Here is a 22,729-nt window from a genome sequence, read left to right on the forward strand (position 1 = left end):
GGGGCTGGGGTGGGCGGGGGCGTGTGGGGCCGTCCTTGGGCCGTCGGAGGTCGGCTTGCAACGAGAAGCGGCGCCTACCAGCGGACTCGTGTCCGCTGGTAGGCGCCGCTTGAAGCGCTGGGGCCTCAGGCCTGCTTGGTCTCCCAGAAGATCTTGTCGATCTGGGCGATCAGGTCGAGGAGTTCCTGGCCCTTGGCGGGGTCCATGGAGCCCTTGGTGCCGGAGGCGCCGGCAGCCTTGGTCGCCTTGTTGAACAGCTCGTGCAGGTGGGGGTACTTCTCGAAGTGCGGGGGCTTGAAGTAGTCGGTCCACAGCACCCACAGGTGGTGCTTCACGAGCTCACTGCGCTGCTCCGCGATCAGGATCGCCCGCGTCCGGAACTCGGGGTCCTGGTTGTCCTGGTACTTCTGCTGGATGGCCTTGACCGACTCCGCCTCGATGCGGGCCTGCGCCGGGTCGTACACGCCGCAGGGGAGGTCGCAGTGTGCGGTGGCCTCCAGGCGTGGGCCGAGAATGCGCGACAGGAGTCGCATCTTTCCTCCTGAACAGGTTGACGCTGGCGACAGTTCGGACACTACTCCCGGCATGCTGAGGTGACGTGACGGAGGTGATCGGTGGCACGTGCGGGCAACCCGCTCGGCTGGGCGCCGGTGCGGCGGATACGGGTCCGCGGACCCTCGATGGCGCCGACGCTGCGGGACGGGGACGTGGTCCTCGCCCGGCGCGGGGCGGCTCGGGTCGGCGATGTGGTTCTGGTGAGCTGGGCGGAGCGCGGCGGGCAGCTGTCGGTGAAGCGGGCCGTCTCCCCGATGACCGGGGGGTGGTTCGTGGTGGGGGACAACACCCACGCCTCGACGGACTCGCGGGAGTTGGGGGCCGCCACCGTGCACGCCGTCGTGGGGTGGCGGGTGTGGCCGCGTCCGGGGCGGCTACGGACGACCGGTCCGTAGCTGCTGGTAGCGGGCCAGGCAGTCGGCGTACTCGGGGAGCATGCCGGCCTCCCGCGCCTGCTCCAGGGTGGGCGCCAGGCGGTCCTTGTCGGACAGGAGAACCTCGACCTCCGCCGGCCAGGGGATGGCCAGCGCCGGGTCCATCGGGTTCAGGCCGTGCTCCGCACCGGGGTTGTAGCCGGTCGAACAGAGGTACGAGATCACCGTGTCGTCCTCCAGGGCCATGATGGCGTGGCCGAGGCCCTCCGCCACGTACACGGCGCGGAAGTCGACGGGGTCCAGGCGCACGACATCGACCGCCCCGAACGTGGGAGACCCGACTCGGATGTCGACCACCACGTCCAGCAGGGCGCCCTGGGGGCAGTAGACGTACTTCCCCTGACCGGGTGGCACGTCGGCGAAGTGCACGCCGCGGATCGTCCCGCGCCGGGACTTGCTGTGGTTCGTCTGGGCCAGCCGCAGGGGGTGTCCCACGGCCTTGACGAAGTCCTCCTCCTGGTAGGGGCACACGAACAGCCCTCGCTCGTCGGGGAACACCCGGGGGGTGAACTCGAACGCGCCCGGCACGGCCAGTTCCCTCACATCCATGTGACGGAGCGTACTTCCCCCACCTCTGCACGGCTCGGGGTGGACCTGCCACACTGTGGGACACCGCAGCCTCCGCGGTCGCCCGCCAACCATCCGCGCGCGGCGATCGGCCGGCACATCTCGAACGCGTCGATGCCACCCGATCGACGCTCGATCGTGCCGAGACCAGGCGGGGATACCTTTTCCTGATCCCCGCTCCGGCCCGTTGGAGGGACGCAGATGACCACCCTGAACGATTCAGTCGTTCAACCCGACCTCAACGCTCCCGTCACCGACGACGAGATCTTCCGAGCCCACGAGGGTGGCAAGCTCGACACGTCCGTGACCCGGCCAATCGCCGACGCCCGCACGCTGTCCATCGTCTACACGCCGGGCGTGGCGAAGGTCAGCCGCGCGATCGCCGAGGACGCCTCGCTCGCCAAGCAGTACACCTGGACCAACCGGCTCGTGGCCGTGGTCAGCGACGGCACCGCCGTGCTCGGCCTCGGCGACATCGGCCCGCGCGCCGCCCTGCCCGTCATGGAGGGCAAGTCCGCCCTGTTCAAGACGTTCGGCGGGCTGAACTCGATTCCGCTGGTGCTCGACACGACCGACGTCGACGAGATTGTCGAGACGCTGGTCCGGCTGCGCCCCTCGTTCGGCGCCGTCAACCTCGAGGACGTGGCCGCGCCGCGCTGCTTCGAGCTCGAGCGCCGGCTCATCGAGGCCCTCGACTGCCCGGTCATGCACGACGACCAGCACGGCACCGCGATCATCCTGCTCGCCGCGCTGCGGGGCGCCAACGCCGTGCTCGACCGGCCGATCGAGGACGAGCGGATCGTCATCGCCGGGGCCGGCGCGTCCGGGGTGGCCTGTGCGAACTTCCTGCTCTCCGCGGGTGCGGGCGACGTCACGGTGCTCGACTCGCGCGGCATCGTGCACGCCGACCGGGACGGCCTGAACCCGGTCAAGGCCGAGCTCGCCACCCGGACCAACAAGGCCGGCCTGCGCGGCGGCCTGGCCGAGGCGCTGCGCGACGCGGACGTCTTCGTCGGCCTTTCCGGCTCGACCGTGCCGGAGGAACTCATCGCCACGATGGCGCCGCCTTCGATCGTGTTCGCTTTGTCGAACCCGGACCCGGAAATTCACCCGGATGTCGCGCGGAAGCACGCGGCAATCGTGGCTACGGGCCGTAGCGACTTCCCGAACCAGATCAACAACTCCCTCGCATTCCCGGGTGTTTTCCGCGGCGCCCTGGACGCCGGTGCGCGGCGGATCACCGAGCGGATGAAGCTGGCCGCCGCCGAGGCGATCTTCCAGGTCGCGGCCGAGGACCTGGACGCCGACCACATCGTGCCCTCCGGGGTCGACCCCCGGGTCGCGCCCGAGGTCGCCGCCGCCGTGGCGAAAGCGGCCACCGAGGACGGCGTGACCGGGTAGCTGTTTTCGCGTTGATGCCGTCCGCGGGGACGATTCACCGCTGGTCGCGGGCGCATTCCCGGAGCGCGACCAGCTGGGCAATCAGGCGGGGAGGGTATTTCCCACAATCCTCGGGGTAGCCTAAGCACCGGCGGGAAGATCGGCGGCTGGCGCCGGAACCGCCGGCATGCGGGCGAGAGGATGGCATGGTGGCCGAGCATGTCCTCCGTGCCGGTCCGCACCCCCTCGGTGGGCCGGCCGGTGAGTTAGACGTGCCCGCGGTGGGTTCCTTCACCGGCGAACCCCCGCGGGTGGAGGACGTGCTCGACGTCCCGGACGATGGCAGCCAGCCGTTCCTGCTCGACGACGCGGAGGAGTTGGCCCAGCTCGGCGTCTGGAGCGTCGACCTCGTCGCCCGCAAGGCGTACTTCTCCGACGGCATGCGCAAGCTCTGCGGGCTCACCGCCGGGAGCACGGTCACCGTCGCGCTCGGGCTCGTCCACCCCGAGGACCGCCCGGTGCTCGACATCTTCCGCGCCCGGCTGTTCTCCCCCACCGAGGGCGTGCCGGCCGAGGTCGAGGTGCGCGACGCCGTGGGCGAGCGCACCTTCCAGATCCGGGCCCGCTCGGACTGCGACGCCACCGGCGCGGTCGTCCGCATCCACGGCACGGTCCAGGACGTCACCAGCTCCCGCGAGTTCGAGCGGCGCGCCATCCACGACCGGCGCCTGTTCGTCGACGCCCAGCAGGTAGCCCGCCTCGGCACCTGGGAGTGGAACACCGAGACCGGCGAGTGCGTGTGGTCGACGATGCTCTACGAGCTGTTCGGCGTGGAGCCGGGCACCCCGATCACCTACACCGACTACCTGAGCTTCGTGCACCCGGAGGACCGGGCCTGGGTGGACATGCGCTGGCGCGAGCTCGCGACCGGCGGCCGGCCGATCGAGGCCGAACACCGGGTGCTGCTACCCGACGGGAACTGCCGGGTGTTCCGCTGCCGCGGGGTGGTCCACGACGCGTCGCGCGGGGCGAAGATCCTGATCGGCACCTGCCAGGACGTCACCGAGCAGCGTTCGACCGAGACCAGGATGATGCGCTCCAGCCAGCGGTTCCTCGACCTGGTGGCGATCGCCCCGGTCGGGATCGGGCTGTTCGACGAGACCGAGCACCTGGTCGACGCGAACGAGGCGCTGTGCCGGCTGCTCGAGCTGGACATGGACCGGCTGCGCGGCAGGTGCGCGGTGGAGCTCGCGCACCCCAGCGACCGGGCCACCTCGCTGCTGGCCGCCCCCGACGGCCACCGGCGCGGTGACCTGCGCGGTGACCTGCGTGCCGGCCAGCGGGTGCTGGTGACCGCCTCCGGCAAGGCCGTGTACTGCGAGCTGAGCGTCACCACGTCGGTCGGCGACGACGGTCAGCGGTACTGGCTGGTCGTGTTCTCCGACGTCACCGACCGCCGGCGGGCCGCGGAGCGGCTGCGCTACCAGGCCACCCACGACGAGCTGACCGGGCTGCCCGGGCGTTCGGCGATCAACGAGCTGCTCGGACAGCTTCTCGGCGGACCCGAGGCCGACAGCGTCGCCGTGCTGTTCTGTGACGTCGACAACTTCAAGCGGGTCAACGACTCGCTCGGCCACGACGTGGGCGACGAGCTGATCATCGCGCTGGCCAGGCGGCTCGAGCGGGGGCTGCCGCCCTCCTGCACGCCGGGCCGCATGTCCGGCGACGAGTACGTGGTCATCTGCTCCGACGTCGGCGAGGTCGGCGGGGTGGAGGCGCTGGCCAACCGGGTGGCGCGGCTGCTGCGCACGGCGGTGCCGGTCCGCGGGCAGCTGCTGCGGGTGTCCGCCGCGATCGGCGCGGCGGTGCCGAGCGGGCCCGACACGACCGCCGCCGACCTGCTGCGCTTCGCCGACGCGGCGATGTTCAACGCCAAGCGGCAGGGCACCGGCCGGGTGTCGCTGGCCAACGCGGAGCTGATTCACACCGCCAACAGCCAGATGCTGCTCGAGGGCCAGCTGCGGGACGCGATCGCCAACGACGGCCTGGTGCTGCACTACCAGCCGGTGGTCGGGCCGGACGGCACGATCCTGTCCGCCGAGGCCCTGGTGCGCTGGCCGCACCCGGAGCGCGGGCTGCTCGGACCGGGTGAGTTCCTGCCGGTCGCCCAGCAGGGCGACCTGCTGCGCGAGCTGGACCGGTGGGTGCTCCGGGCGGCGCTGTGCGAGGCGTCGTCGTGGCCGCTGCTGACCGGTGGTGTGCTCGGTGCCGGCCCGGGGGTCGGGGTCAACCTGGCCGGCCTGGTCCCGGGCGACCCGGAGTTCGTCGAGATCGTCACCGCTGCCGTCGCCGAGTCCGACATCGGCTGGGACCGGGTGGTGCTGGAGCTGGTGGAGACCAGCCTGATCGACCTGCCGTCGCGCTCGCGGGCGGCGATGGAGGAGCTGACCGACCGGGGCGTCCGGTTCGCCGTGGACGACTTCGGCACCGGGTACTCCTCGCTGGCCAGGCTCAAGGAGCTGCCGGCGCAGATCATCAAGATCGACCGCGCGTTCGTGTCCGGAGTGGCCACCGAGGCGGCGGACTTCGCGGTCGTGCGCGCGCTGGTCGACATGGCCAGGGCGATGGGCCGGACCTGTGTCGCCGAAGGGGTCGAGGTCGAGTCGCAGTTCCACGTGCTGCGCAGCTTCGGCGTGGGGGCCTACCAGGGTTGGCTGCTGTCCCGCCCGCTGCCGGCCGAGCAGTTCCGGGAGCTGTTGCGCAACGGCCCGCTGGAGGTCCCGCTCGGGTCCGCTTAGTCTCGACTTGGCAACCGGTTGCGCCGTTCGGACCAGTACGGTGAGATGAATGGGCGGCTCCAGATGGTGAGACGCCCTGCCCCTGTCGGTCTCACGCACTAGGGTCGGGCGGACCCACGGCCGGCAGGTGGCCGTCTCGACCGGAGGAGCCTCGAGAGTGATCGAGTTCCGGGACGTGACCAAGCAGTACCCGGATGGCACCGTCGCCGTCGACGGTCTCGACCTCACGGTGGAGGACGGGAAGATCACGGTGTTCGTCGGGCCGTCCGGCTGCGGCAAGACGACCTCACTGCGCATGATCAATCGGATGATCGACCCCACCGGCGGCTCGATCCTGTTGGACGGCAAGGACATCCGCGAGTCCGACCCTCCGCTGCTGCGCCGTGGCATCGGCTACGTCATCCAGCACGCCGGCCTCTTCCCACACCGGACCGTCCTGGACAACGTCGCGACGGTGCCGCTGCTGACCGGCGCCGGCAAGCGTGCGGCGCGGGCACGGGCCGCCGAGCTGCTCGAGCTGGTCGGGCTTCCCCAGGAGGTGGCCCGGCGCTACCCGCCGCAGCTGTCCGGTGGCCAGCAGCAGCGGGTGGGGGTGGCCCGCGCGCTCGCCGCCGACCCGCCCGTGCTGCTGATGGACGAGCCGTTCAGCGCGGTCGACCCGGTGGTCCGCGACGACCTCCAGCAGCAGTTGCTGCGCCTGCAGTCCGAACTGGACAAGACGATCGTGTTCGTCACCCACGACATCGACGAGGCCATCAAGATCGGCGACAGGGTGGCCGTGTTCCGCGTCGGCGGTCGGCTCGCCCAGTACGACACGCCGTCCGCGCTGCTCGCCAAGCCCGCCGACGACTTCGTGTCCTCGTTCGTCGGCCGGGACCGGGGATACCGCGCGCTCGGCTTCCTCACCGCGACCGGCGTCCCGGTCGCTCCGGTCGCGACAGTCCCGGCCGGCGGGGAGGTGGCGCGGGCTCGGGAGGCGCTGGTCGACGGCTGGGCGGTCGTCGTGGACGAGGAGCGCCGGCCGCTGGGTTGGGTCTCGGCGGAGACGTTGTCCCAGATGGACGGGTCGGTCGACGCCGAGCAGCTGGTGTCCGGCGGTTCGCTGTTCGAAGTGGACTCCACGGCGGGGACGGCGGGATCGCTGCGCAACGCGCTCGACGCCGCGCTCAGCTCACCGGCGGCGGTCGGCATCGCCGTCGACGGGCGGGGTGCGGTGGTCGGCGGGGTCACCGCGCAGACCGTGCTCGCCGCCCTCGCGGACGCCCGTCGGTCCGGGGAGGTGCCCGGGTGAACATCGACTGGCCCTGGCCGTGGCTGGAGCGCAACCTCGACGACATCGCCGAGGCCACCGGTGAGCACCTGTTCCTGGCGCTGCTGCCGGTGCTCGTGGGGCTGGCAGTCTCGGTGCCGCTCGGCTGGGCGGCGAGCCGGTGGCGGGTCGCCCGCGGGATCCTGGTGCCGTTGGCCGGCGTGCTGTACACGATCCCGTCGCTGGCGCTGATCACGCTGGTGCCGCTGGCCCTGGGCACCCGGATCATCGACCCGCTCAACGTGCAGGTCCCGCTCGCCATCTACACGATCGCGCTGCTGGTCCGCTCCGTGTCCGACGCGCTCGCGGCGGTTCCGAGGGAGGTCACCGCGGCCGCGACGGCGCTCGGCTACCGGCCGGTGCACCAGTTCCTCACCGTCGAGCTGCCGCTGGCCGTGCCGGTGATCGTGGCCGGGCTGCGGGTCGCCGTGGTGTCCGCGATGAGCCTCACCGCGGTCGGCGCGCTGGTCGGCATCGGCGGGCTCGGCCAGCTCATCACCGAGGGCTTCCTGCGCAACAACGGTGTCGAGCTCGTCGTGGCGATCGCCCTGATCGTCGTGCTGGCGTTGGTCATCGACGCGTTGCTGCTGCTCGTCGGGCGGGCCGTCACACCGTGGGTGCGGGCGCAGCGGGGAACGGGGGCCTCGGCATGAACGCGGCGTTCGCGTGGCTGTTCGACCCCGAGCACTGGAGCGGCCCGACCGGGATTCCGGCCAGGATCCTCGAGCACCTCGGGTACACCTCCCTGTCCGTGTTGTTCGCGGCGGCGATCGCGGTGCCGCTCGGCGCGGTCATCGGGCACACCGGGCGGGGGACCTTCCTCGTCGCCGGGCTGTCCAACGGGCTGCGGGCACTGCCGGAGCTCGGCCTGCTGACGCTGCTGGTGCTGCTCACCTACGTCGGCCTGCTGCCGGTGGTGATCTCGCTGGTGATCCTCGCCGTGCCGCCGATCCTCGCCGGCACGTACTCGGGGATCCGCAACGTGGACCGGGCGGTCGTCGACGCCGCCCACGGGATGGGGATGCGCTCGTCGACAGTGCTGCTGCGAGTGGAGCTGCCCAACGCGCTCCCGCTGGTCCTCGGCGGCATCCGCGCGGCGACGCTGCAGGTGATCGCGACGGCGACGATCGCGGCCTACGTGTCGCTCGGCGGGCTGGGCCGGTTCGTGATCGACGGCAACAACGCGGGGCCTGGCTCGCCCGACGGCTACCCGCAGATGGCCGCCGGAGCGATCGTCGTGGCGGTGCTCGCGCTGGTCGTCGAGGGCGCGCTCGCGCTGGTGGAACGGGCCGTGGTCTCGCCGGGAGTGCGGGACGCGGCGAGGGCGGGGCGGTCCGCGCGGATGCGACGGCGCCCAACTGGTGATGTGGTAGAGAACCCGATCTGAGGAGACGTAGGACGATGAAGCGCGTACTCGCCGGTGTGGCGACGGCCGTGGCGGCGTTGACGCTGGCGGCGTGTGGGAGCTCGGACCCGCTTGCCGAGGACTCCGGTGACGGGGGCGGCGGCGGTGGCTCGGCCGAGAGCATCGCGATCGGCTCGGCCGACTTCCCGGAGAGTCAGCTGCTCGCCGAGATCTACGCCCAGGCGCTGGAGGGCAAGGACGTCCAGGTGAGCCGGGAGTTCAACCTGGGCAGCCGGGAGAAGTACTTCGACGGCCTCAAGGACGGGTCGATCGACCTGATCCCGGAGTACACCGGTGTGCTGCTGCAGTTCCTGAACAAGGAGGCGCCGGAGGTCGAGTCCGAGGAGGTCTACGAGGCACTGCAGGGCGTGCTGCCGGACAACCTCACCGTGCTGGACAAGGCGGACGCGGAGGACAAGGACGCGGTCGTGGTCACCCAGGAGACCGCGCAGCGGTGGAACCTGAAGTCCATCGAGGACCTGGTGCCGCACTGCGGCGAGGCCATCTTCGGCGGACCGACGGAGATCCAGCAGCGCCCGGACGGGCTCCCGGGTCTCAAGGAGACCTACGGCTGCACGTTCAAGTCGTTCAAGGCCCTCCAGCCGGGTGCCATCACCACCAAGGCGCTGCTGGACGGGACCGTGCAGGCCGCGGACATCTTCACCACCGACGCCGCGATCGAGGCCAACGACCTGGTCGTGCTCGAGGACCCGAAGAACAACTTCGCCGCGCAGAACGTCGTCCCGCTGGTCGCCAAGGACAAGGCGAGCGACACGGTCAAGGAGACGCTGAACGCGATCTCGGCGAAGCTCGACACCGAGGCGCTGCTCGACCTCAACGCCCGGCTGAACGCACCGGACAAGCCGGACTACGCCGACGTGGCCGAGGAGTGGCTGGCCGAGATCGGCGTCTGACCTCAGCGATCGGCGGCGGTCCCACCCGTGCGGGCGGGACCGCCGCCGATCCGCGTACTGAGCTCGTCGGCCGCCCGCAACGTCTCGCCGGCGAGCTCGGGCCAGGTCTCGCCGCACTCCGGCTCGCAGTCGTGCCGGAACGTGGTGCTGATCGCCGCGACCGGGTGACCCCGGTGGTCCACCACCGGTGCCGCCACCGACGCGAACCCCGGCGTCACGTACCCGTCCTCCACCGCCCACCCCCGCCGCCGGTCCGCGGCTATCAGGCGGCGCAGCCCTGGCAGGTGGGCCGGCCCGCGCTCGGTCCGGGTCACGAAGCTCTCCCTGCTCGGGAACAACGCGCGCACCTGCGCCGCGGGCAGCAGCCCGAGCACCGCCCGGCCGGAGGCCGGCAGCTGCGCCGGCAACCGGACCCCGACCTCCGTCACCACCGTCGGATGCGGGTGCGGCGGCTGCTCACGCAGCAGGTACAGCGTCTCGCGACCGTGCAGGACGCCCAGGTGGGCGGTGTGCCCCGTCCTGGTGATCAGCGCACGCAGCACCGGCCGGGCGAGCCGCTCGAGGGGATCGTGCCGCAGGTAGGCCGAGCCGAGCTCGAACGACGCCAGCCCGAGCGCGTAGCGCCGCTCCTCGGGCAGGTGGGTGACGAACCCGGCGGCGGTCAGCTCGGCCAGCAGGTGGTAGGTGGTGGAGCGGGGCAGCCCCAGCTCGCGGGCCACCGCGGCGGCGGTGACCGGGCCGGCCCGGGTGGCGAGCAACCGGAGCACGGCGAGCCCCCGGCGCAGCGCCGGCACGTCCGAACTGGCTCCCACCGGTCCAGTCTGGGATATCAGACGCAGTTCGCTCCTGCCGGGTCGTGCGACCGGGCCCCGCGGGTTGGGATGGGGGCATGGTTGAGGTGGTTGTGGACGGCGGGCCGCTGACCCGGGACGAGGTCGTCGCCGTCGCCAGAGGCGGCGCGGCGGTCCGGCTCGGCGACGCCGCGGTGGACGCGGTGGCCAAGAGCCGGGCGCATGTGGACCGGCTGGCCGACGCTCAGGCTCCGACCTACGGCGTCTCGACCGGGTTCGGCGCGCTCGCCACCCGCCACATCCCCACCGACCGCCGGGCGGCGCTGCAGCGCTCGCTGGTGCGCTCGCACGCGGCCGGCGCGGGGCGGCCGGTGGAGCGGGAGGTCGTCCGGGCGTTGATGCTGCTGCGCCTGCGCACCCTGGCCACCGGGCACACCGGCGTCCGCCCGGCGACCGTGCGTGCCCTGGTCGACCTGCTCAACGCCGACATCCTCCCGGTCGTCCCCGAGTACGGCTCGCTCGGCTGCTCGGGCGACCTCGCCCCGCTGTCGGCGGTGGCGCTCGCCCTGACCGGCGAGGGCGAGGTGGTCGTCGGGGGAACGCGCACCAGTGCCGCGCGGGCCCTGGCCGAGCGCGGGATCGGCCCGGTCACCCTCGCCGAGAAGGAGGGGCTCGCGCTGATCAACGGGACCGACGGCATGCTCGGCATGCTGGTCCTCGCGCTGGCCGACCTGGACCGGCTGCTCGACGTCGCCGACCTGACGGCCGCGATGAGCGTGGAGGCGCTGCTCGGCACCGACCGGGTGTTCGGCGACGAGCTGCAACGGCTGCGGCCCCACCCGGGGCAGGCGGTGAGCGCCCGGCGGATCAGGGACCTGCTCGCCGGCTCGGCGATCGTCGCGAGCCACCGCGGGCCGGACTGCCACCGGGTCCAGGACGCCTACTCCCTGCGCTGCGCCCCGCAGGTGCACGGTGCGGCACGGGACACCGCCGCCCACGCGGCGACCGTGGCCGACCGCGAGCTCGCCGCGGCGATCGACAACCCCGTGGTGCTGGCCGACGGCAGGGTGGAGTCCAACGGGAACTTCCACGGCGCGCCGCTCGCCTACGTGCTCGACTTCCTCGCCATCCCGGTCGCCGACGTGGCCAGCATGGCCGAGCGGCGCACCGACCGGATGCTGGACGCCACCCGCAGCCACGGCCTGCCGCCGTTCCTCGCCGAGGACCCCGGCGTCGACTCCGGCCACATGATCGCCCAGTACACCCAGGCCGGGATCGTCTCCGAGCTCAAGCGCCTCGCCGCGCCGGCCAGCGTCGACTCGATCCCGAGCTCGGCCATGCAGGAGGACCACGTCTCGATGGGCTGGTCCGCCGCCCGCAAGCTCCGCACCGCGGTCGACGGACTGACCACCGTGCTCGCCGTGGAGCTGCTCACCGCGGCGAGGGCGCTGGACCTGCGGGCACCGCTCACCCCCGCCCCGGCCACCGCCCGCGTCGTCGCGTTGCTGCGCGAGCGGGTGCCGGGACCGGGACCCGACCGCCACCTCGCTCCCGAGATCCAGGCAGCCGAAGATCTCATCCGAGAAGGAGACCTGCCGTGAGACACCTTCCGACCTCCAGAGCCGTGACCTCAGGGGACCGTGACGCAACTCCGCCACAAGTACGCACCCAAGCCGAAGGCTTTCTACCCAAGCCCACCAACAGGGAGAAACTCGGGGAGGCGGAACTGCCATGACCCAGCCAGGGCCACGTCCCGTCCGTGCCGCCCGCGGCTCCCGGCGCAGCGCCGGGAGCTGGCAGACCGAGGCGGCGCTGCGGATGTTCCACAACAACCTCGACCCGGAGGTGGCCGAGCGGCCGGACGACCTCGTCGTCTACGGCGGCACCGGCCGCGCCGCCCGGGACTGGGCCAGCTTCGAGGCGATCACCCGGGAGCTGACCGAGCTGAGCGACGAGGAAACGCTGCTCGTGCAGTCCGGGCGGCCGGTCGGGGTGATGCGGACCCACGAGTGGGCACCGCGGGTGCTGATCGCGAACTCCAACCTGGTCGGCGAGTGGGCCACCTGGCCGGAGTTCCGCCGCCTCGAGTCGCTGGGGCTGACGATGTACGGCCAGATGACCGCCGGCTCGTGGATCTACATCGGCACCCAGGGCATCCTTCAGGGCACCTACGAGACCTTCGCCGCCGTCGCCCGCAAGCGGTTCGGCGGGAGCCTGCGGGGAACGCTCACGCTCACCGCCGGGCTCGGCGGCATGGGTGGCGCGCAACCGCTTGCGGTCACGATGAACGACGGCGTCGCGCTCTGCGTCGAGGTCGACCCCGCCCGGGCGCGGCGTCGGGTCGAGACCCGGTACCTGGACGAGGTGGCCGAGGACCTCGACGACGCCGTGCGGCGGGTGGAGGCCGCCCGGCGCGAGCGGCGGCCGCTGTCGGTCGCGGTGATCGGCAACGCGGCCGAGGTCGTGCCCGAGCTGCTGCGTCGCGGGGTGGAGGTCGACGTAGTCACCGACCAGACCTCCGCCCACGACCCGCTGGCCTACCTGCCAAGGGGGGTGGCGCTGGAGGACTGGTCGGACTACGCGGCGAAGAAGCCGGACGAGTTCACCGACCGGTCGCGGGACTCGATGGCCGAGCACGTGGACGCGATGGTGGGCTTCCTCGACGCCGGTGCCGAGGTGTTCGACTACGGCAACTCCATCCGCGGCGAGGCCAAGGCCGGTGGCTGCGAGCGGGCGTTCGACTTCCCCGGCTTCGTGCCGGCCTACATCAGGCCGATGTTCTGCGAGGGTCGCGGGCCGTTCCGCTGGGCCGCGCTCTCCGGCGACCCCGCGGACATCGCGGCCACCGACCGGGCGATCCTTGACCTGTTCCCCGAGAACGAGTCGCTGGCGCGCTGGATCCGGCTGGCCGGCGAGCGGGTCGCCTACCAGGGGCTCCCGGCACGCATCTGCTGGCTCGGCTACGGCGAACGGCACCTCGCCGGGTTGCGGTTCAACCAGATGGTGGCCGACGGTGAGCTGTCCGCGCCGGTGGTGATCGGCCGCGACCACCTCGACTGCGGCTCGGTCGCCTCGCCGTACCGGGAGACCGAGGCGATGGCCGACGGTTCCGACGCGATCGCGGACTGGCCGCTGCTCAACGCGATGGTCAACACGGCCTCCGGGGCGAGCTGGGTGTCCATCCACCACGGCGGCGGTGTCGGGATGGGACGGTCCATCCACGCCGGCCAGGTCACCGTGGCCGACGGAACCCCGCTGGCCGCCCAGAAGATCGAGCGGGTGCTCACCAACGATCCCGGGATGGGCGTCATCCGGCACGTCGACGCGGGCTACCAGCGGGCCGAGGAGGTGGCCGCGGAGCGCGGTGTCCGGGTGCCGATGCGCCATGGCTGAGGCCACCGCCCTGCTGGCGGACATCGCGGGGGTGGGCGCGGACGGGCGCCGCGGCGGGTACTCCCGGCACGGCTTCGACCCCGCCGAGCTGGAGCTGCGTGAGTGGTTCACCGCGGCGGCCCGGCGATGCGGCCTGGCGGTGGAGACCGACCGGAACGGCAACCTGTGGGCCTGGTGGGGCCGACCCGGCCCGGACGCCGTGGTCACCGGAAGCCACCTCGACTCGGTGCCCGGCGGTGGCGCCTTCGACGGTCCGCTGGGCGTGGTCAGTGCCCTTGCCGCGGTGGACTCGTTGCGTGCCGACGGGTTCGCGCCGGTGCGACCGCTCGCCGTGGTGGTGTTCGCCGAGGAGGAGGGCGGCCGGTTCGGCGTGCCGTGCCTCGGCTCCCGACTGCTCGCCGGCACCATCGACCCCGACGCCGCCCGCCGGCTCACCGACCAGGCGGGCACGACGCTGGCCGAGGCGGTGGCCGGAGCCGGGCTCGACCCCGCCCGCCTCGGCCGCGACGACGAGGCGCTCGGCAGGATCGGCCGCTTCGTGGAGCTGCACGTCGAACAGGGCCGTGGGCTCGCCGACCTCGACGCCCCGGTGGCCGTGGCGAGCTCGATCCTCGCCCACGGCCGGTGGCGGTTCCGGTTCGGCGGCGAGGGCAACCACGCCGGCGCCACTCCCATCGACGACCGGCGCGACCCGATGCTGCCGGCGGCCCAGCTGGTCCTCGCCGCTCGTCGGGCAGCGGCCGGGGTGCCCGGCGCCAGGGCGACGGTCGGCCGGGTGCTGCCCAACCCCGGCGGCACCAACGTCATAGCGTCCACTGTGGACGTGTGGTTGGACGCGCGGGCGGCGGACACCGCCCGTACCCGCGCGGTCGTCGAGGAGATCGCGGTGGCCGCCCGTGCGGCGGCGGCCGAGGAGGGCTGCGAGGTCGCGGTCACCGAGGAGTCCTACGGGGACACCGTGTTCTTCGACGCGTCCCTGCGCGACCGGCTCGTCCGCGGACTGGGCGGGGTTCCGGTGCTCGCCACCGGCGCCGGCCACGACGCGGGCATCCTCGCCGCCCGAGTGCCGACGGCGATGCTGTTCGTGCGCAACCCGACGGGGGTGAGCCACGCCCCGGCGGAGCACGCCGAACCCGCCGACTGCGCGGCCGGGGTGGCGGCACTGGCCGCGGTGCTGGGGGAGCTGGCCGGGTGAACAGGTACTGGTGTGAGCACGCGTGGCTCGACGGCCGGGTGGCGCACGGCGTCGTCGTGGAGACAGCCGGCAGCGAGATCGCCGCGGTGTCCACATCGGACCGGGTGCCGGCGGGAGCGGTGGCGCTGCGGGGTGTGGTGTTCCCGGGGTTCGCCAACGCGCACTCGCACGCGTTCCACCGCGCCCTGCGTGGGCGCACCCACGCGGCGACGGCGGAGGGGAGCTTCTGGACCTGGCGCCGCGACATGTACGCGCTTGCCACCCGGCTCGACCCGGACAGCTACCTGCGGCTGGCCACCGCCGTCTACGCGGAGCTGGCGCTGTCCGGGACCACGGTGGTCGGTGAGTTCCACTACCTGCACCACCCGCCCGGCGGCGGCCGCTACGCCGAACCCAACGCGATGGGCGAGGCCCTGGCCGAGGCGGCCCGGCTGGCCGGTATTCGGCTGACCCTGCTCGACACGTGCTACCTGACCGGCGGGATCGGTCGGCCGCTCGCACCCGAACAGTCCCGCTTCAGCGACGGCTCTGCGCAGGCCTGGGCGGAGCGGGCCCGCCCCGGCGAGGACCGGGGTGAGGTCAGGGTCGGCGCGGCTGTCCACTCGGTGCGTGCCGTGCCGCCGGACGAGCTGGCGGTGGTCGCCACCGCGGCCGCCGGCCGCCCGCTGCACGTCCACGTCTCCGAGCAGCCGGCGGAGAACGAGGACTGCGTCGCCGCCTACGGCCGGACGCCGGTGGAGTTGCTCGCCGAACACGGCGTGCTCGGTCCCGAGACGACGGCCGTCCACGCCACCCACCTGACCACGGCCGACGTCGGGTGGCTCGGCGAAACCGGGACCGGGGTGTGCCTGTGCCCGACCACCGAGGCGGACCTCGCCGACGGCCTGGGGCCGGCTGGCGAGCTGGCCGAGGCCGGGGTCCCGCTGTCGCTGGGCAGCGACCAGCACGCGGTGGTGGACCCCTTCGTGGAGGCCAGGTCGCTGGAACACGGCGAGCGGCTGCGCACCGGCCGGCGTGGCCGGTTCGACCCGGCCGACCTGGTCACCGCGCTCACCGCAGCCGGCAACACCGCCCTGGGCTGGCCGACGGGCGGACGCCTCGCCGCCGGCGCCCCGGCCGACCTGGTGGCGGTCCGCCTGGACAGCACGCGAACCGCCGGCTGCCGGCCCGACCAGGTCCTGTTCGCCGCCACCGCCGCCGACGTGCACACGGTCGTGGCCGGCGGCCGCCTGGTGGCCCGGGACGGCCACCACGAGCACCTCGGCGCCGCCGGCGCCCTACTGACCGCGGCGATCGACCCCCTCTGGTGACACGCCCTTGCCCACCTCCACACCGCGCCCAAGGGGAACGTGATGCGACCCAGCCACCAGTACGCGCCGGAAGGTGAACTGTCCCGGCGCGAGGCGACCAACAGCAGACACTCCGGGGAGGCGGGCGTGGCCGCCACTGTGATCACCGGGATCGGTGAGCTGACCACGAACGACGGGCCGGCTCTGGCCGACGCCGCGCTCGTGCTCGACGGGGACCGGGTCGCGTGGGTGGGGACCGCGTCCGCCGCCCCGCCGGCGGACCTCCGGGTCGACGTCGAGGGACGGGCGGTGCTGCCGGGGTGGGTGGACAGCCACACCCACCTGGTGTTCGCCGGGGACCGGACCGCCGAGTTCGCCGCTCGGATGGCGGGGGCGCCATACACGGCGGGCGGGATCGCGGTCACCGTCGAGGCGACCAGGGCCGCCTCGGACGGCCAGCTGGCCGAGGTGCTGGGCCGGCACGTGCGCGAGGCCGTGGCGCAGGGCACCACCTGCCTGGAGACCAAGACCGGATACGGGCTCACCGTCGCCGACGAGGTGCGGTCGGCGCGGATCGCCGCCGGGGTCGTGGACGAGGTGACCTTCCTCGGGGCGCACCTGGTGCCGGCCGGCACCACCGCCGAGGACTACGTGGAGCTGGTCCGCGGGGAGATGCTCGAGGGCGTCGCGCCGTACGTTCGGTGGGCCGACGTGTTCTGCGAGACCGGCGCGTTCGACGAGGACGCCTCGCGGGCGGTGCTCACCGCGGCGGCTGCGCGGGGGCTGGGGCTGCGCGTGCACGGCAACCAGCTCGGGCCCGGCCCGGGGGTCCGGCTCGCGGTCGAGCTCGGGGCGGCCAGCGTCGACCACTGCACCCACCTGACCGCCGCCGACGTGGACGCCCTGGCCGGGTCGGACACGGTCGCGACGCTGCTGCCGGCCTGCGACCTGTCCACCCGCCAGCCCCTGCCCGAGGCCAGACGGCTCCTGGACGCCGGCGCGACGGTCGCGCTTGCCTCCAACTGCAACCCCGGCTCGTCCTACACCTCGTCGATGGCGTTCTGCGTGGCCACGGCAGTGCTACAGCTGCGGATGTCGGTCGAGGAGGCCGTGCGTGCGGCGACCTGGGGCGGCGCTAGGGCGCTGCGCCGCGAGCACGAGGTCGGCGTCCTGCGGGTCGGCGCGCGGGCGGACGTGCACGTGCTCGACGCCCCGTCGGTGACGCACCTGGCCTACCGGCCCGGGGTGCCGTTGACCCACGCCGTGTGGCGGCGCGGCGAGCGGGTGCGCTGAACTACAGGACCCAGATCCCCACCACGCCGACGAGCACCACCACGAGGATGAGGATCGCGGTGACCACCGGCCACCTCGGGCGGGTGTGGGTGGGCTCCTCACCCGGCTCCAGGCCGGGCGGCGCGGGGAAGGGGTCGGTCCCGAACAGCACCGGGTCCGGCGTGGTTCCACGCGGTGGTGAGTTCTCGGTCATATCCCCATGAAACCACCGATCGCAGGGGAACGCCCACGTCATCGCCGCGAGCTGGAGCAGCTCCGGGCGTAGGTTGGCCTCATGGAGTACACCCATCTCGGCCGCAGCGGCCTGTCCGTGTCGCGGCTGGTGCTCGGCACCATGAACTTCGGTCCGGAGACGTCCGAAGAGGACAGTCACGCGATCATGGATCGAGCGCACGAACACGGTCTCAACTTCTTCGACACGGCCAACGTCTACGGCTGGCGCAAGGGCGAGGGCGTCACCGAGAACATCATCGGCCGCTGGTTCGCCAAGGGCGGCGGGCGCCGCGAACGCACCGTGCTGGCCACCAAGCTCTACGGCTCGATGGGTGACTGGGCCAACGAGACCTTCCTGTCGGCGCTGAACATCCGCCGGGCCGCCGACGCCTCGCTGCGCCGGCTGCAGACCGACCACATCGACCTGTACCAGATGCACCACGTCGACCGGAACACGCCGTGGGAGGAGATCTGGGAGGCCTTCTCGGTGCTGCGCCAGCAGGGCAAGGTCCTCTACTTCGGCTCGTCCAACTTCGCCGGGTGGCACCTCGCCCAGGCCCAGGAGGCGGCCCGCGAACGGCACTTCCTCGGCCTGGTCAGCGAGCAGTCGATCTACAACCTGCTCACCCGCTGGGTGGAGCTGGAGGTGCTGCCGGCCGCGCGGCACTACGGAATCGGCGTGATCCCCTGGTCGCCGCTGCACGGCGGGCTGCTCGCCGGCGTGCTCCGCAAGCAGCGGGAGGGCGGCGCGTCCCGCGGCACCTCCGGGCGTGCCGCCGAAGGGCTCGAGAAGCACCGCGCCTCGATCGAGGCCTACGAGACGCTGGCCAAGGACCTCGGCGTCGACCCGGCCGACCTCGGGGTGGCCTGGCTGCTGCACCAGGAGGGCGTGACGGCACCGATCATCGGCCCACGCACCCGCGAGCAGCTCGACGGGTCGCTGCGCGCTCTGGACATCACCCTCGAGCAGGACACGCTGGCCACGTTGGACGAGCTGTTCCCCGCACCCGGCCCGAACGGCGCCAAGCCGGCCCCGGAGGCCTACGCCTGGTGAGAACGAGCCGGGGCCGCCGGGTCGCCGCCGGCCCCGGCCCGGTCAGTCCTCGTCGCCGTCGTCGCGCGCCAGATAGGTGGCCAGGCGCTCGACGGCGGTCTCGAACTCCGGGTTGGCGTCGACGAAGTCACGCATCTTGGCGGCCAGCCAGGACAGCGTGACCTCCTCGTCGCCCCTGCGGTCGGCCAGTTCCTCCAGGCCGCGGTCGGTGAAGTACATCGCTCAGCTGAACGCCTTCTCGATGATCTCGCGCTGCTCGACCTCGTGCACCTTGCCGGACCCGGCCGAGGGCGCCGACATGACGCGCCGCGAGACCCGCTGGAGCTTGGGCAGCTCGGGGAACAGCTCCGGCAGGTGCAGCCCGTAGAACGGCCAGGCACCCTGGTTCGCCGGCTCCTCCTGCACCCAGCGCAGCTCGGACACGTTCGGATAGCGCTCGAAGATCGAGCCCAGCCGACGCATCGGCACCGGGTAGAGCTGCTCGACGCGCACCAGCGCCACGTCGGTCAACCCGCGCTTGTTCCGCTCGGCCGCCAGCTCGTAGTAGAGCTTGCCGTAGGCCAGCAGCAGCTTGCGCACGGCCGACGGGTCGGACACCGCCGGGTCGTCGATCACCGAGTTGAACCGCGAGCCCTCGGTGAAGTCCTCGACGGCACTGGTCGCCGCCTTGTTGCGCAGCATGGACTTCGGCGTGAACACCACCAGCGGACGCGCCACGCCGTCGAGGGCGTGCCGGCGCAGCAGGTGGAAGTAGTTCGCCGGGGTGGAGGGCACGGCGACGGTCATCGACCCCTCGGCGCACAGCTGCAGCCACCGCTCGATACGACCCGAGGTGTGGTCCGGGCCCTGGCCCTCGTGGCCGTGCGGCAGCAGCATCACCACGTCCGAGCGCTGGCCCCACTTGGCCTCGCTGGAGGAGATGTACTCGTCGATCACCGACTGGGCGCCGTTGACGAAATCGCCGAACTGGGCCTCCCACAGTACGAGCGCGTCCGGGTTGGCCACCGAGTAGCCGTACTCGAAGCCGAGCGCCGCGTACTCCGACAGGGCCGAGTCGTACACCATGAACTTGCCCTGGTCACTCGACAGGTTCTGCAACGGCGTGTACTCCCGGCCGGTCTTCCGGTCGATCAGCACCGCGTGCCGCTGGGTGAACGTGCCGCGGCGGGAGTCCTGGCCGGCCAGGCGGACCAGGTGGCCCTCCAGGTTCAGCGAGCCGAACGCGAGCAGCTCGGCGAACGCCCAGTCGATGTCGCCCTCGCGGGCCATCTTCGCGCGCCGCTCGAGCACCGGCTTCACCCGCGGGTGCGGCACGAAGCCCTCCGGCAGCTTCACGTGCGCGTCCGCGATCCGCTCCAGGACGTCCTTGCTGATCCCGGTGGGGAGCTTGGCCGGCACCTGCTGCTCGGACTCCACCGAGGGGCTCGGTGCCACCGGGTGCTTCTCCAGCTCGCGCACCTCGTTGAACACGTGCTCGAGCTGGCTGGAGAAGTCGCGCAGCGCCTTCTCCGCCTCGTCGACGGAGATGTCGCCGCGGCCGATCAGAGCCTCGGTGTAGGTCTTCCGGACACTGCGCTTGGCGTCGATGATGTCGTACATCGCCGGCTGGGTCATCGAGGGGTCGTCGCCCTCGTTGTGCCCGCGCCGCCGGTAGCAGACCATGTCGATCACGACGTCCTTGTTGAACGCCTGGCGGTAGTCCATCGCCAGCTGCGCCACCCAGTAGCAGGCCTCCGGATCGTCGCCGTTCACGTGGAACACCGGCGCCTGGATCATCTTCGCCACGTCGGTGGCGTACTGGGAGGACCGCGAGTGCTCCGGGGCGGTGGTGAAGCCGACCTGGTTGTTGATGATCACGTGCACGGTCCCGCCGGTGCGGTAGCCGCGCAGCAGCGCGAGGTTCAGCGTCTCGGCGACCACGCCCTGGCCAGCGAACGCGGCGTCGCCGTGCAGTGCGACCGGCAGCACGGTGAAGCCGGCGCCGCCCTTGTCGAGCAGGTCCTGCTTGGCCCGGACGATGCCCTCGAGCACCGGGTCCACGGTCTCCAGGTGCGACGGGTTGGCGGTCAGCGTGACCTTGGTCTCGCCGTCGCCGAACATCCGGAAGTACTTGCCCTCCGCGCCGAGGTGGTACTTCACGTCGCCGGAGCCGTGGGCCTGGCCCGGGTCGAGGTTGCCCTCGAACTCCTGGAAGATCTGCGAGATCGGCTTGCCGACGATGTTCGCGAGCACGTTGAGCCGGCCGCGGTGCGGCATGCCGATGACGACCTCGTCGAGCTCGTACTCGGCCGCCTTGTCCAGCACCGTGTCCAACAGCGCGATGACCGACTCGCCGCCCTCGAGCGAGAACCGCTTCTGGCCGACGTACTTGGTCTGCAGGAACGTCTCGAACGCCTCGGCCGCGTTGAGCTTGGACAGGATGTACTTCTGCACCGCCTGCGGAGGCTTCTCGTGCCGGACCTCGACGCGCTGCTGGATCCAGCGGCGCTCGGTGGGGTCGAGGATGTAGGTGTACTCGACGCCGACCGTGCGGCAGTAGGAGTCGCGCAGCACGCCAAGCACGTCGCGCAGCTTCATCCGCTCCTTGCCGGCGAACCCGCCGACCGGGAACTCGCGGTCCAGGTCCCAGAGCGTGAGGCCGTGGGAGAGGATGTCGAGGTCCTCGTGCTTGCGCTGGCGGTAGTTCAGCGGGTCGACGTCGGACATCAGGTGGCCGCGGGTGCGGTAGGTGTCGATGAGGCCGATGACGCGGGTGGTCTTGTCGATCGCGCCCTCGGGGATGTCCTCGACCCAGCGCACCGGCTCGTAGGGCAGCCGCAGCGAGGTGAAGATGTCGTCGTAGAAGTTGTCCTCGCCGAGCAGCAGCTGGTGCACCCGGCGCAGGAACTCGCCCGACTCGGCGCCCTGGATGATCCGGTGGTCGTAGGTCGACGTCAGGGTGATGATCTTGCTGACGCCGAGGTCGACCAGCGCACGCTCGCTGGTGCCCTGGTACTGGGCGGGGTACTCCATGGCGCCCACACCGATGATCGCGCCCTGCCCCTTGGTGAGCCGGGGCATCGAGTGGTTGGTGCCGATCGTGCCGGGGTTGGTCAGCGAGATCGTGGTGCCGGCGAAGTCGTCCGCGGTCAGAGCGCCGTTGCGGGCCTTGCGGATGATCTCCTCGTAGGCCTGCCAGAAGCGGGTGAACGACATGCGCTCGCACTGCTTGATCGACGCCACGACCAGCGTCCGGCCGCCGTCCTTGGTCGGCAGGTCGATCGCCAGGCCGAGGTTGACGTGCTCGGGGGTGATCACGACCGGCTTGCCGTCGACCTCGCCGTAGTGCCGGTTCATGTTCGGGTAGTCGGTGAGCGCCTTGATCAGGGCGTACCCGATCAGGTGAGTGAAGGAGACCTTGCCGCCCCTGGTACGCCGCAGGTGGTTGTTGATCACGATGCGGTTGTCGAACAGCAGCTTGGCCGGCACGGCCCGCACGCTGGTCGCGGTCGGGATGGCGAGCGAGAGCTCCATGTTCTTGGCGATGGCGGCCGCGGCGCCCCGCAGCGGCTTGCTCTCCTCGCCCTTGGCCTTGTCGTCGCCCTCGCCGCTCGGCTTCGACTCCTGCTTGGCGGGGCCCTTCTGGGATGCCGTGGTCTTCGTGCCGCTCTCCGTGGAGCTCGTGCCCGAAGCCTTCGCCGGGGCCTTCGCTGGAGCCTTCGCTGGAGCCTTCGCGGGTGCGTTCACGGTCTCCTTCTGGGGCGGCGGGTTGCCGTCGGTCCCGCGCTTCGCACCGTCGGCGGTGCCGCTCGACCCCGCCTTGGTCCCGCGGGACGCGGTGGTCGTGGTGGTGGCGCCGCCCGCGGTCCTGGGGGCCTGGCCGTTGACCGCACCCCGGTTCGCGGCGGATGTGTGCTTCGTCACGCTCGTGGTGTCGTCGGTCGTTTTGCCTTGGGCCTTTGTCGCTGGTCGCGGAGTCGGCTTGTAGTCGGCAAAGAAGTCATGCCACGCGTCGTCGACGGAGGAGGGGTCGGCGAGGAACTGCTCGTACATCTCCTCGACGAGCCACTCGTTGGGTCCGAACTGCGACGCAGGGCTGCTGCTGGACACGGCAGGCACTCGCCTCTATCTATCTCGATCTGTTACTGAAACGCTGCATG

General features: G+C 72.2%; 19 protein-coding genes. 13 read left to right on the forward strand and 6 right to left on the reverse strand.

Annotated features, from left to right (window positions below):
- Positions 1-125: 125 nt before the first annotated feature.
- A complete protein-coding gene (gene sodN, locus BU204_RS03170; protein WP_075124003.1) occupies positions 126-533 on the reverse strand; it encodes a superoxide dismutase, Ni in 408 nt (135 codons plus the stop codon).
- Between the two features lie 81 nt (positions 534-614).
- Here sodN and BU204_RS03175 point away from each other — a divergent pair, with 81 nt between their 5' ends.
- Positions 615-950 carry a S26 family signal peptidase gene (locus BU204_RS03175; RefSeq protein WP_075124004.1) on the forward strand — a complete coding sequence of 112 codons (336 nt, stop codon included), beginning with the start codon at positions 615-617 and terminating at the stop codon, positions 948-950.
- Here the strand turns inward: BU204_RS03175 and BU204_RS03180 are convergent.
- On the reverse strand, positions 930-1,538 hold the full coding sequence (locus BU204_RS03180; RefSeq protein ID WP_075124005.1) for a dTDP-4-dehydrorhamnose 3,5-epimerase family protein: 609 nt from the start codon (positions 1,536-1,538) through the stop codon (positions 930-932). The two genes, BU204_RS03175 and BU204_RS03180, sit on opposite strands and share 21 nt — an antisense overlap.
- Before the next feature lie 219 nt (positions 1,539-1,757).
- Here BU204_RS03180 and BU204_RS03185 point away from each other — a divergent pair, with 219 nt between their 5' ends.
- From BU204_RS03185 to BU204_RS03210, 6 genes are all read left to right on the forward strand, one after another.
- Complete coding sequence (locus BU204_RS03185) at positions 1,758-2,957, forward strand: NAD(P)-dependent malic enzyme (protein ID WP_075124006.1); 1,200 nt, start codon at positions 1,758-1,760, stop codon at positions 2,955-2,957.
- A 251-nt stretch (positions 2,958-3,208) separates the two neighbouring features.
- A complete protein-coding gene (locus BU204_RS03190; RefSeq protein ID WP_233159166.1) occupies positions 3,209-5,734 on the forward strand; it encodes a sensor domain-containing protein in 2,526 nt (841 codons plus the stop codon).
- A gap of 157 nt (positions 5,735-5,891) precedes the next feature.
- Entirely contained in the window at positions 5,892-7,025 is a 1,134-nt protein-coding gene (locus tag BU204_RS03195) for an ABC transporter ATP-binding protein (protein WP_075124007.1), read from the forward strand.
- Complete coding sequence (locus BU204_RS03200) at positions 7,022-7,696, forward strand: ABC transporter permease (RefSeq protein WP_075124008.1); 675 nt, start codon at positions 7,022-7,024, stop codon at positions 7,694-7,696. The genes BU204_RS03195 and BU204_RS03200 overlap by 4 nt, the downstream gene beginning before the upstream one ends.
- Positions 7,693-8,430 (forward strand): ABC transporter permease, encoded by a 738-nt coding sequence (locus BU204_RS03205; RefSeq protein WP_075124178.1) that lies wholly within the window; start codon positions 7,693-7,695, stop codon positions 8,428-8,430. Before BU204_RS03200 ends, BU204_RS03205 begins: the two co-directional genes overlap by 4 nt.
- 14 nt (positions 8,431-8,444) lie before the next feature.
- On the forward strand, positions 8,445-9,362 hold the full coding sequence (locus BU204_RS03210) for an ABC transporter substrate-binding protein (RefSeq protein WP_075124009.1): 918 nt from the start codon (positions 8,445-8,447) through the stop codon (positions 9,360-9,362).
- A gap of 2 nt (positions 9,363-9,364) precedes the next feature.
- On the opposite strand, the gene BU204_RS03215 is transcribed toward BU204_RS03210, so the two are convergent.
- Positions 9,365-10,174 carry an IclR family transcriptional regulator gene (locus BU204_RS03215; RefSeq protein ID WP_075124010.1) on the reverse strand — a complete coding sequence of 270 codons (810 nt, stop codon included), beginning with the start codon at positions 10,172-10,174 and terminating at the stop codon, positions 9,365-9,367.
- Positions 10,175-10,251: 77 nt separating this feature from the next.
- Between BU204_RS03215 and hutH the strand changes: the two genes are divergently transcribed.
- The 5 genes from hutH (at position 10,252) to hutI (ending at position 17,323) form a co-directional block, all read left to right on the forward strand.
- A complete protein-coding gene (gene hutH / locus BU204_RS03220; RefSeq protein WP_075124011.1) occupies positions 10,252-11,754 on the forward strand; it encodes a histidine ammonia-lyase in 1,503 nt (500 codons plus the stop codon).
- Positions 11,755-11,884: 130 nt separating this feature from the next.
- Complete coding sequence (hutU, locus tag BU204_RS03225) at positions 11,885-13,546, forward strand: urocanate hydratase (RefSeq protein ID WP_075124012.1); 1,662 nt, start codon at positions 11,885-11,887, stop codon at positions 13,544-13,546.
- Positions 13,539-14,741 (forward strand): allantoate amidohydrolase, encoded by a 1,203-nt coding sequence (locus BU204_RS03230; RefSeq protein ID WP_075124013.1) that lies wholly within the window; start codon positions 13,539-13,541, stop codon positions 14,739-14,741. The genes hutU and BU204_RS03230 overlap by 8 nt, the downstream gene beginning before the upstream one ends.
- The gene (locus tag BU204_RS03235; protein ID WP_075124014.1) at positions 14,738-16,051 is read left to right on the forward strand and encodes a formimidoylglutamate deiminase; all 1,314 of its coding nucleotides are present in this window, start codon (positions 14,738-14,740) and stop codon (positions 16,049-16,051) included. Before BU204_RS03230 ends, BU204_RS03235 begins: the two co-directional genes overlap by 4 nt.
- A gap of 126 nt (positions 16,052-16,177) precedes the next feature.
- Complete coding sequence (hutI, locus tag BU204_RS03240) at positions 16,178-17,323, forward strand: imidazolonepropionase (RefSeq protein ID WP_075124179.1); 1,146 nt, start codon at positions 16,178-16,180, stop codon at positions 17,321-17,323.
- Between the two features lies 1 nt (position 17,324).
- Here hutI and BU204_RS03245 read toward each other — a convergent pair whose 3' ends face one another.
- On the reverse strand, positions 17,325-17,516 hold the full coding sequence (locus BU204_RS03245; RefSeq protein WP_075124015.1) for a hypothetical protein: 192 nt from the start codon (positions 17,514-17,516) through the stop codon (positions 17,325-17,327).
- Between the two features lie 81 nt (positions 17,517-17,597).
- On the opposite strand from BU204_RS03245, the gene BU204_RS03250 reads away from it, so the two are divergent.
- Positions 17,598-18,590, forward strand: coding sequence for an aldo/keto reductase (locus BU204_RS03250; protein ID WP_075124016.1), 993 nt, complete (start codon positions 17,598-17,600; stop codon positions 18,588-18,590).
- 42 nt (positions 18,591-18,632) lie between these two features.
- Here BU204_RS03250 and BU204_RS40565 read toward each other — a convergent pair whose 3' ends face one another.
- Together BU204_RS40565 and BU204_RS03255 are read right to left on the reverse strand one after the other, a co-directional pair.
- Positions 18,633-18,809, reverse strand: a complete 177-nt coding sequence (locus BU204_RS40565; protein WP_198942754.1) for a DUF6104 family protein — start codon at positions 18,807-18,809, stop codon at positions 18,633-18,635.
- Between the two features lie 3 nt (positions 18,810-18,812).
- On the reverse strand, positions 18,813-22,622 hold the full coding sequence (locus BU204_RS03255) for a multifunctional oxoglutarate decarboxylase/oxoglutarate dehydrogenase thiamine pyrophosphate-binding subunit/dihydrolipoyllysine-residue succinyltransferase subunit (protein ID WP_408607981.1): 3,810 nt from the start codon (positions 22,620-22,622) through the stop codon (positions 18,813-18,815).
- Positions 22,623-22,729: the final 107 nt, after the last annotated feature.

Origin of the sequence: Actinophytocola xanthii, from assembly GCF_001921205.1 — a bacterium.
Lineage (GTDB): Bacteria > Actinomycetota > Actinomycetes > Mycobacteriales > Pseudonocardiaceae > Actinophytocola > Actinophytocola xanthii.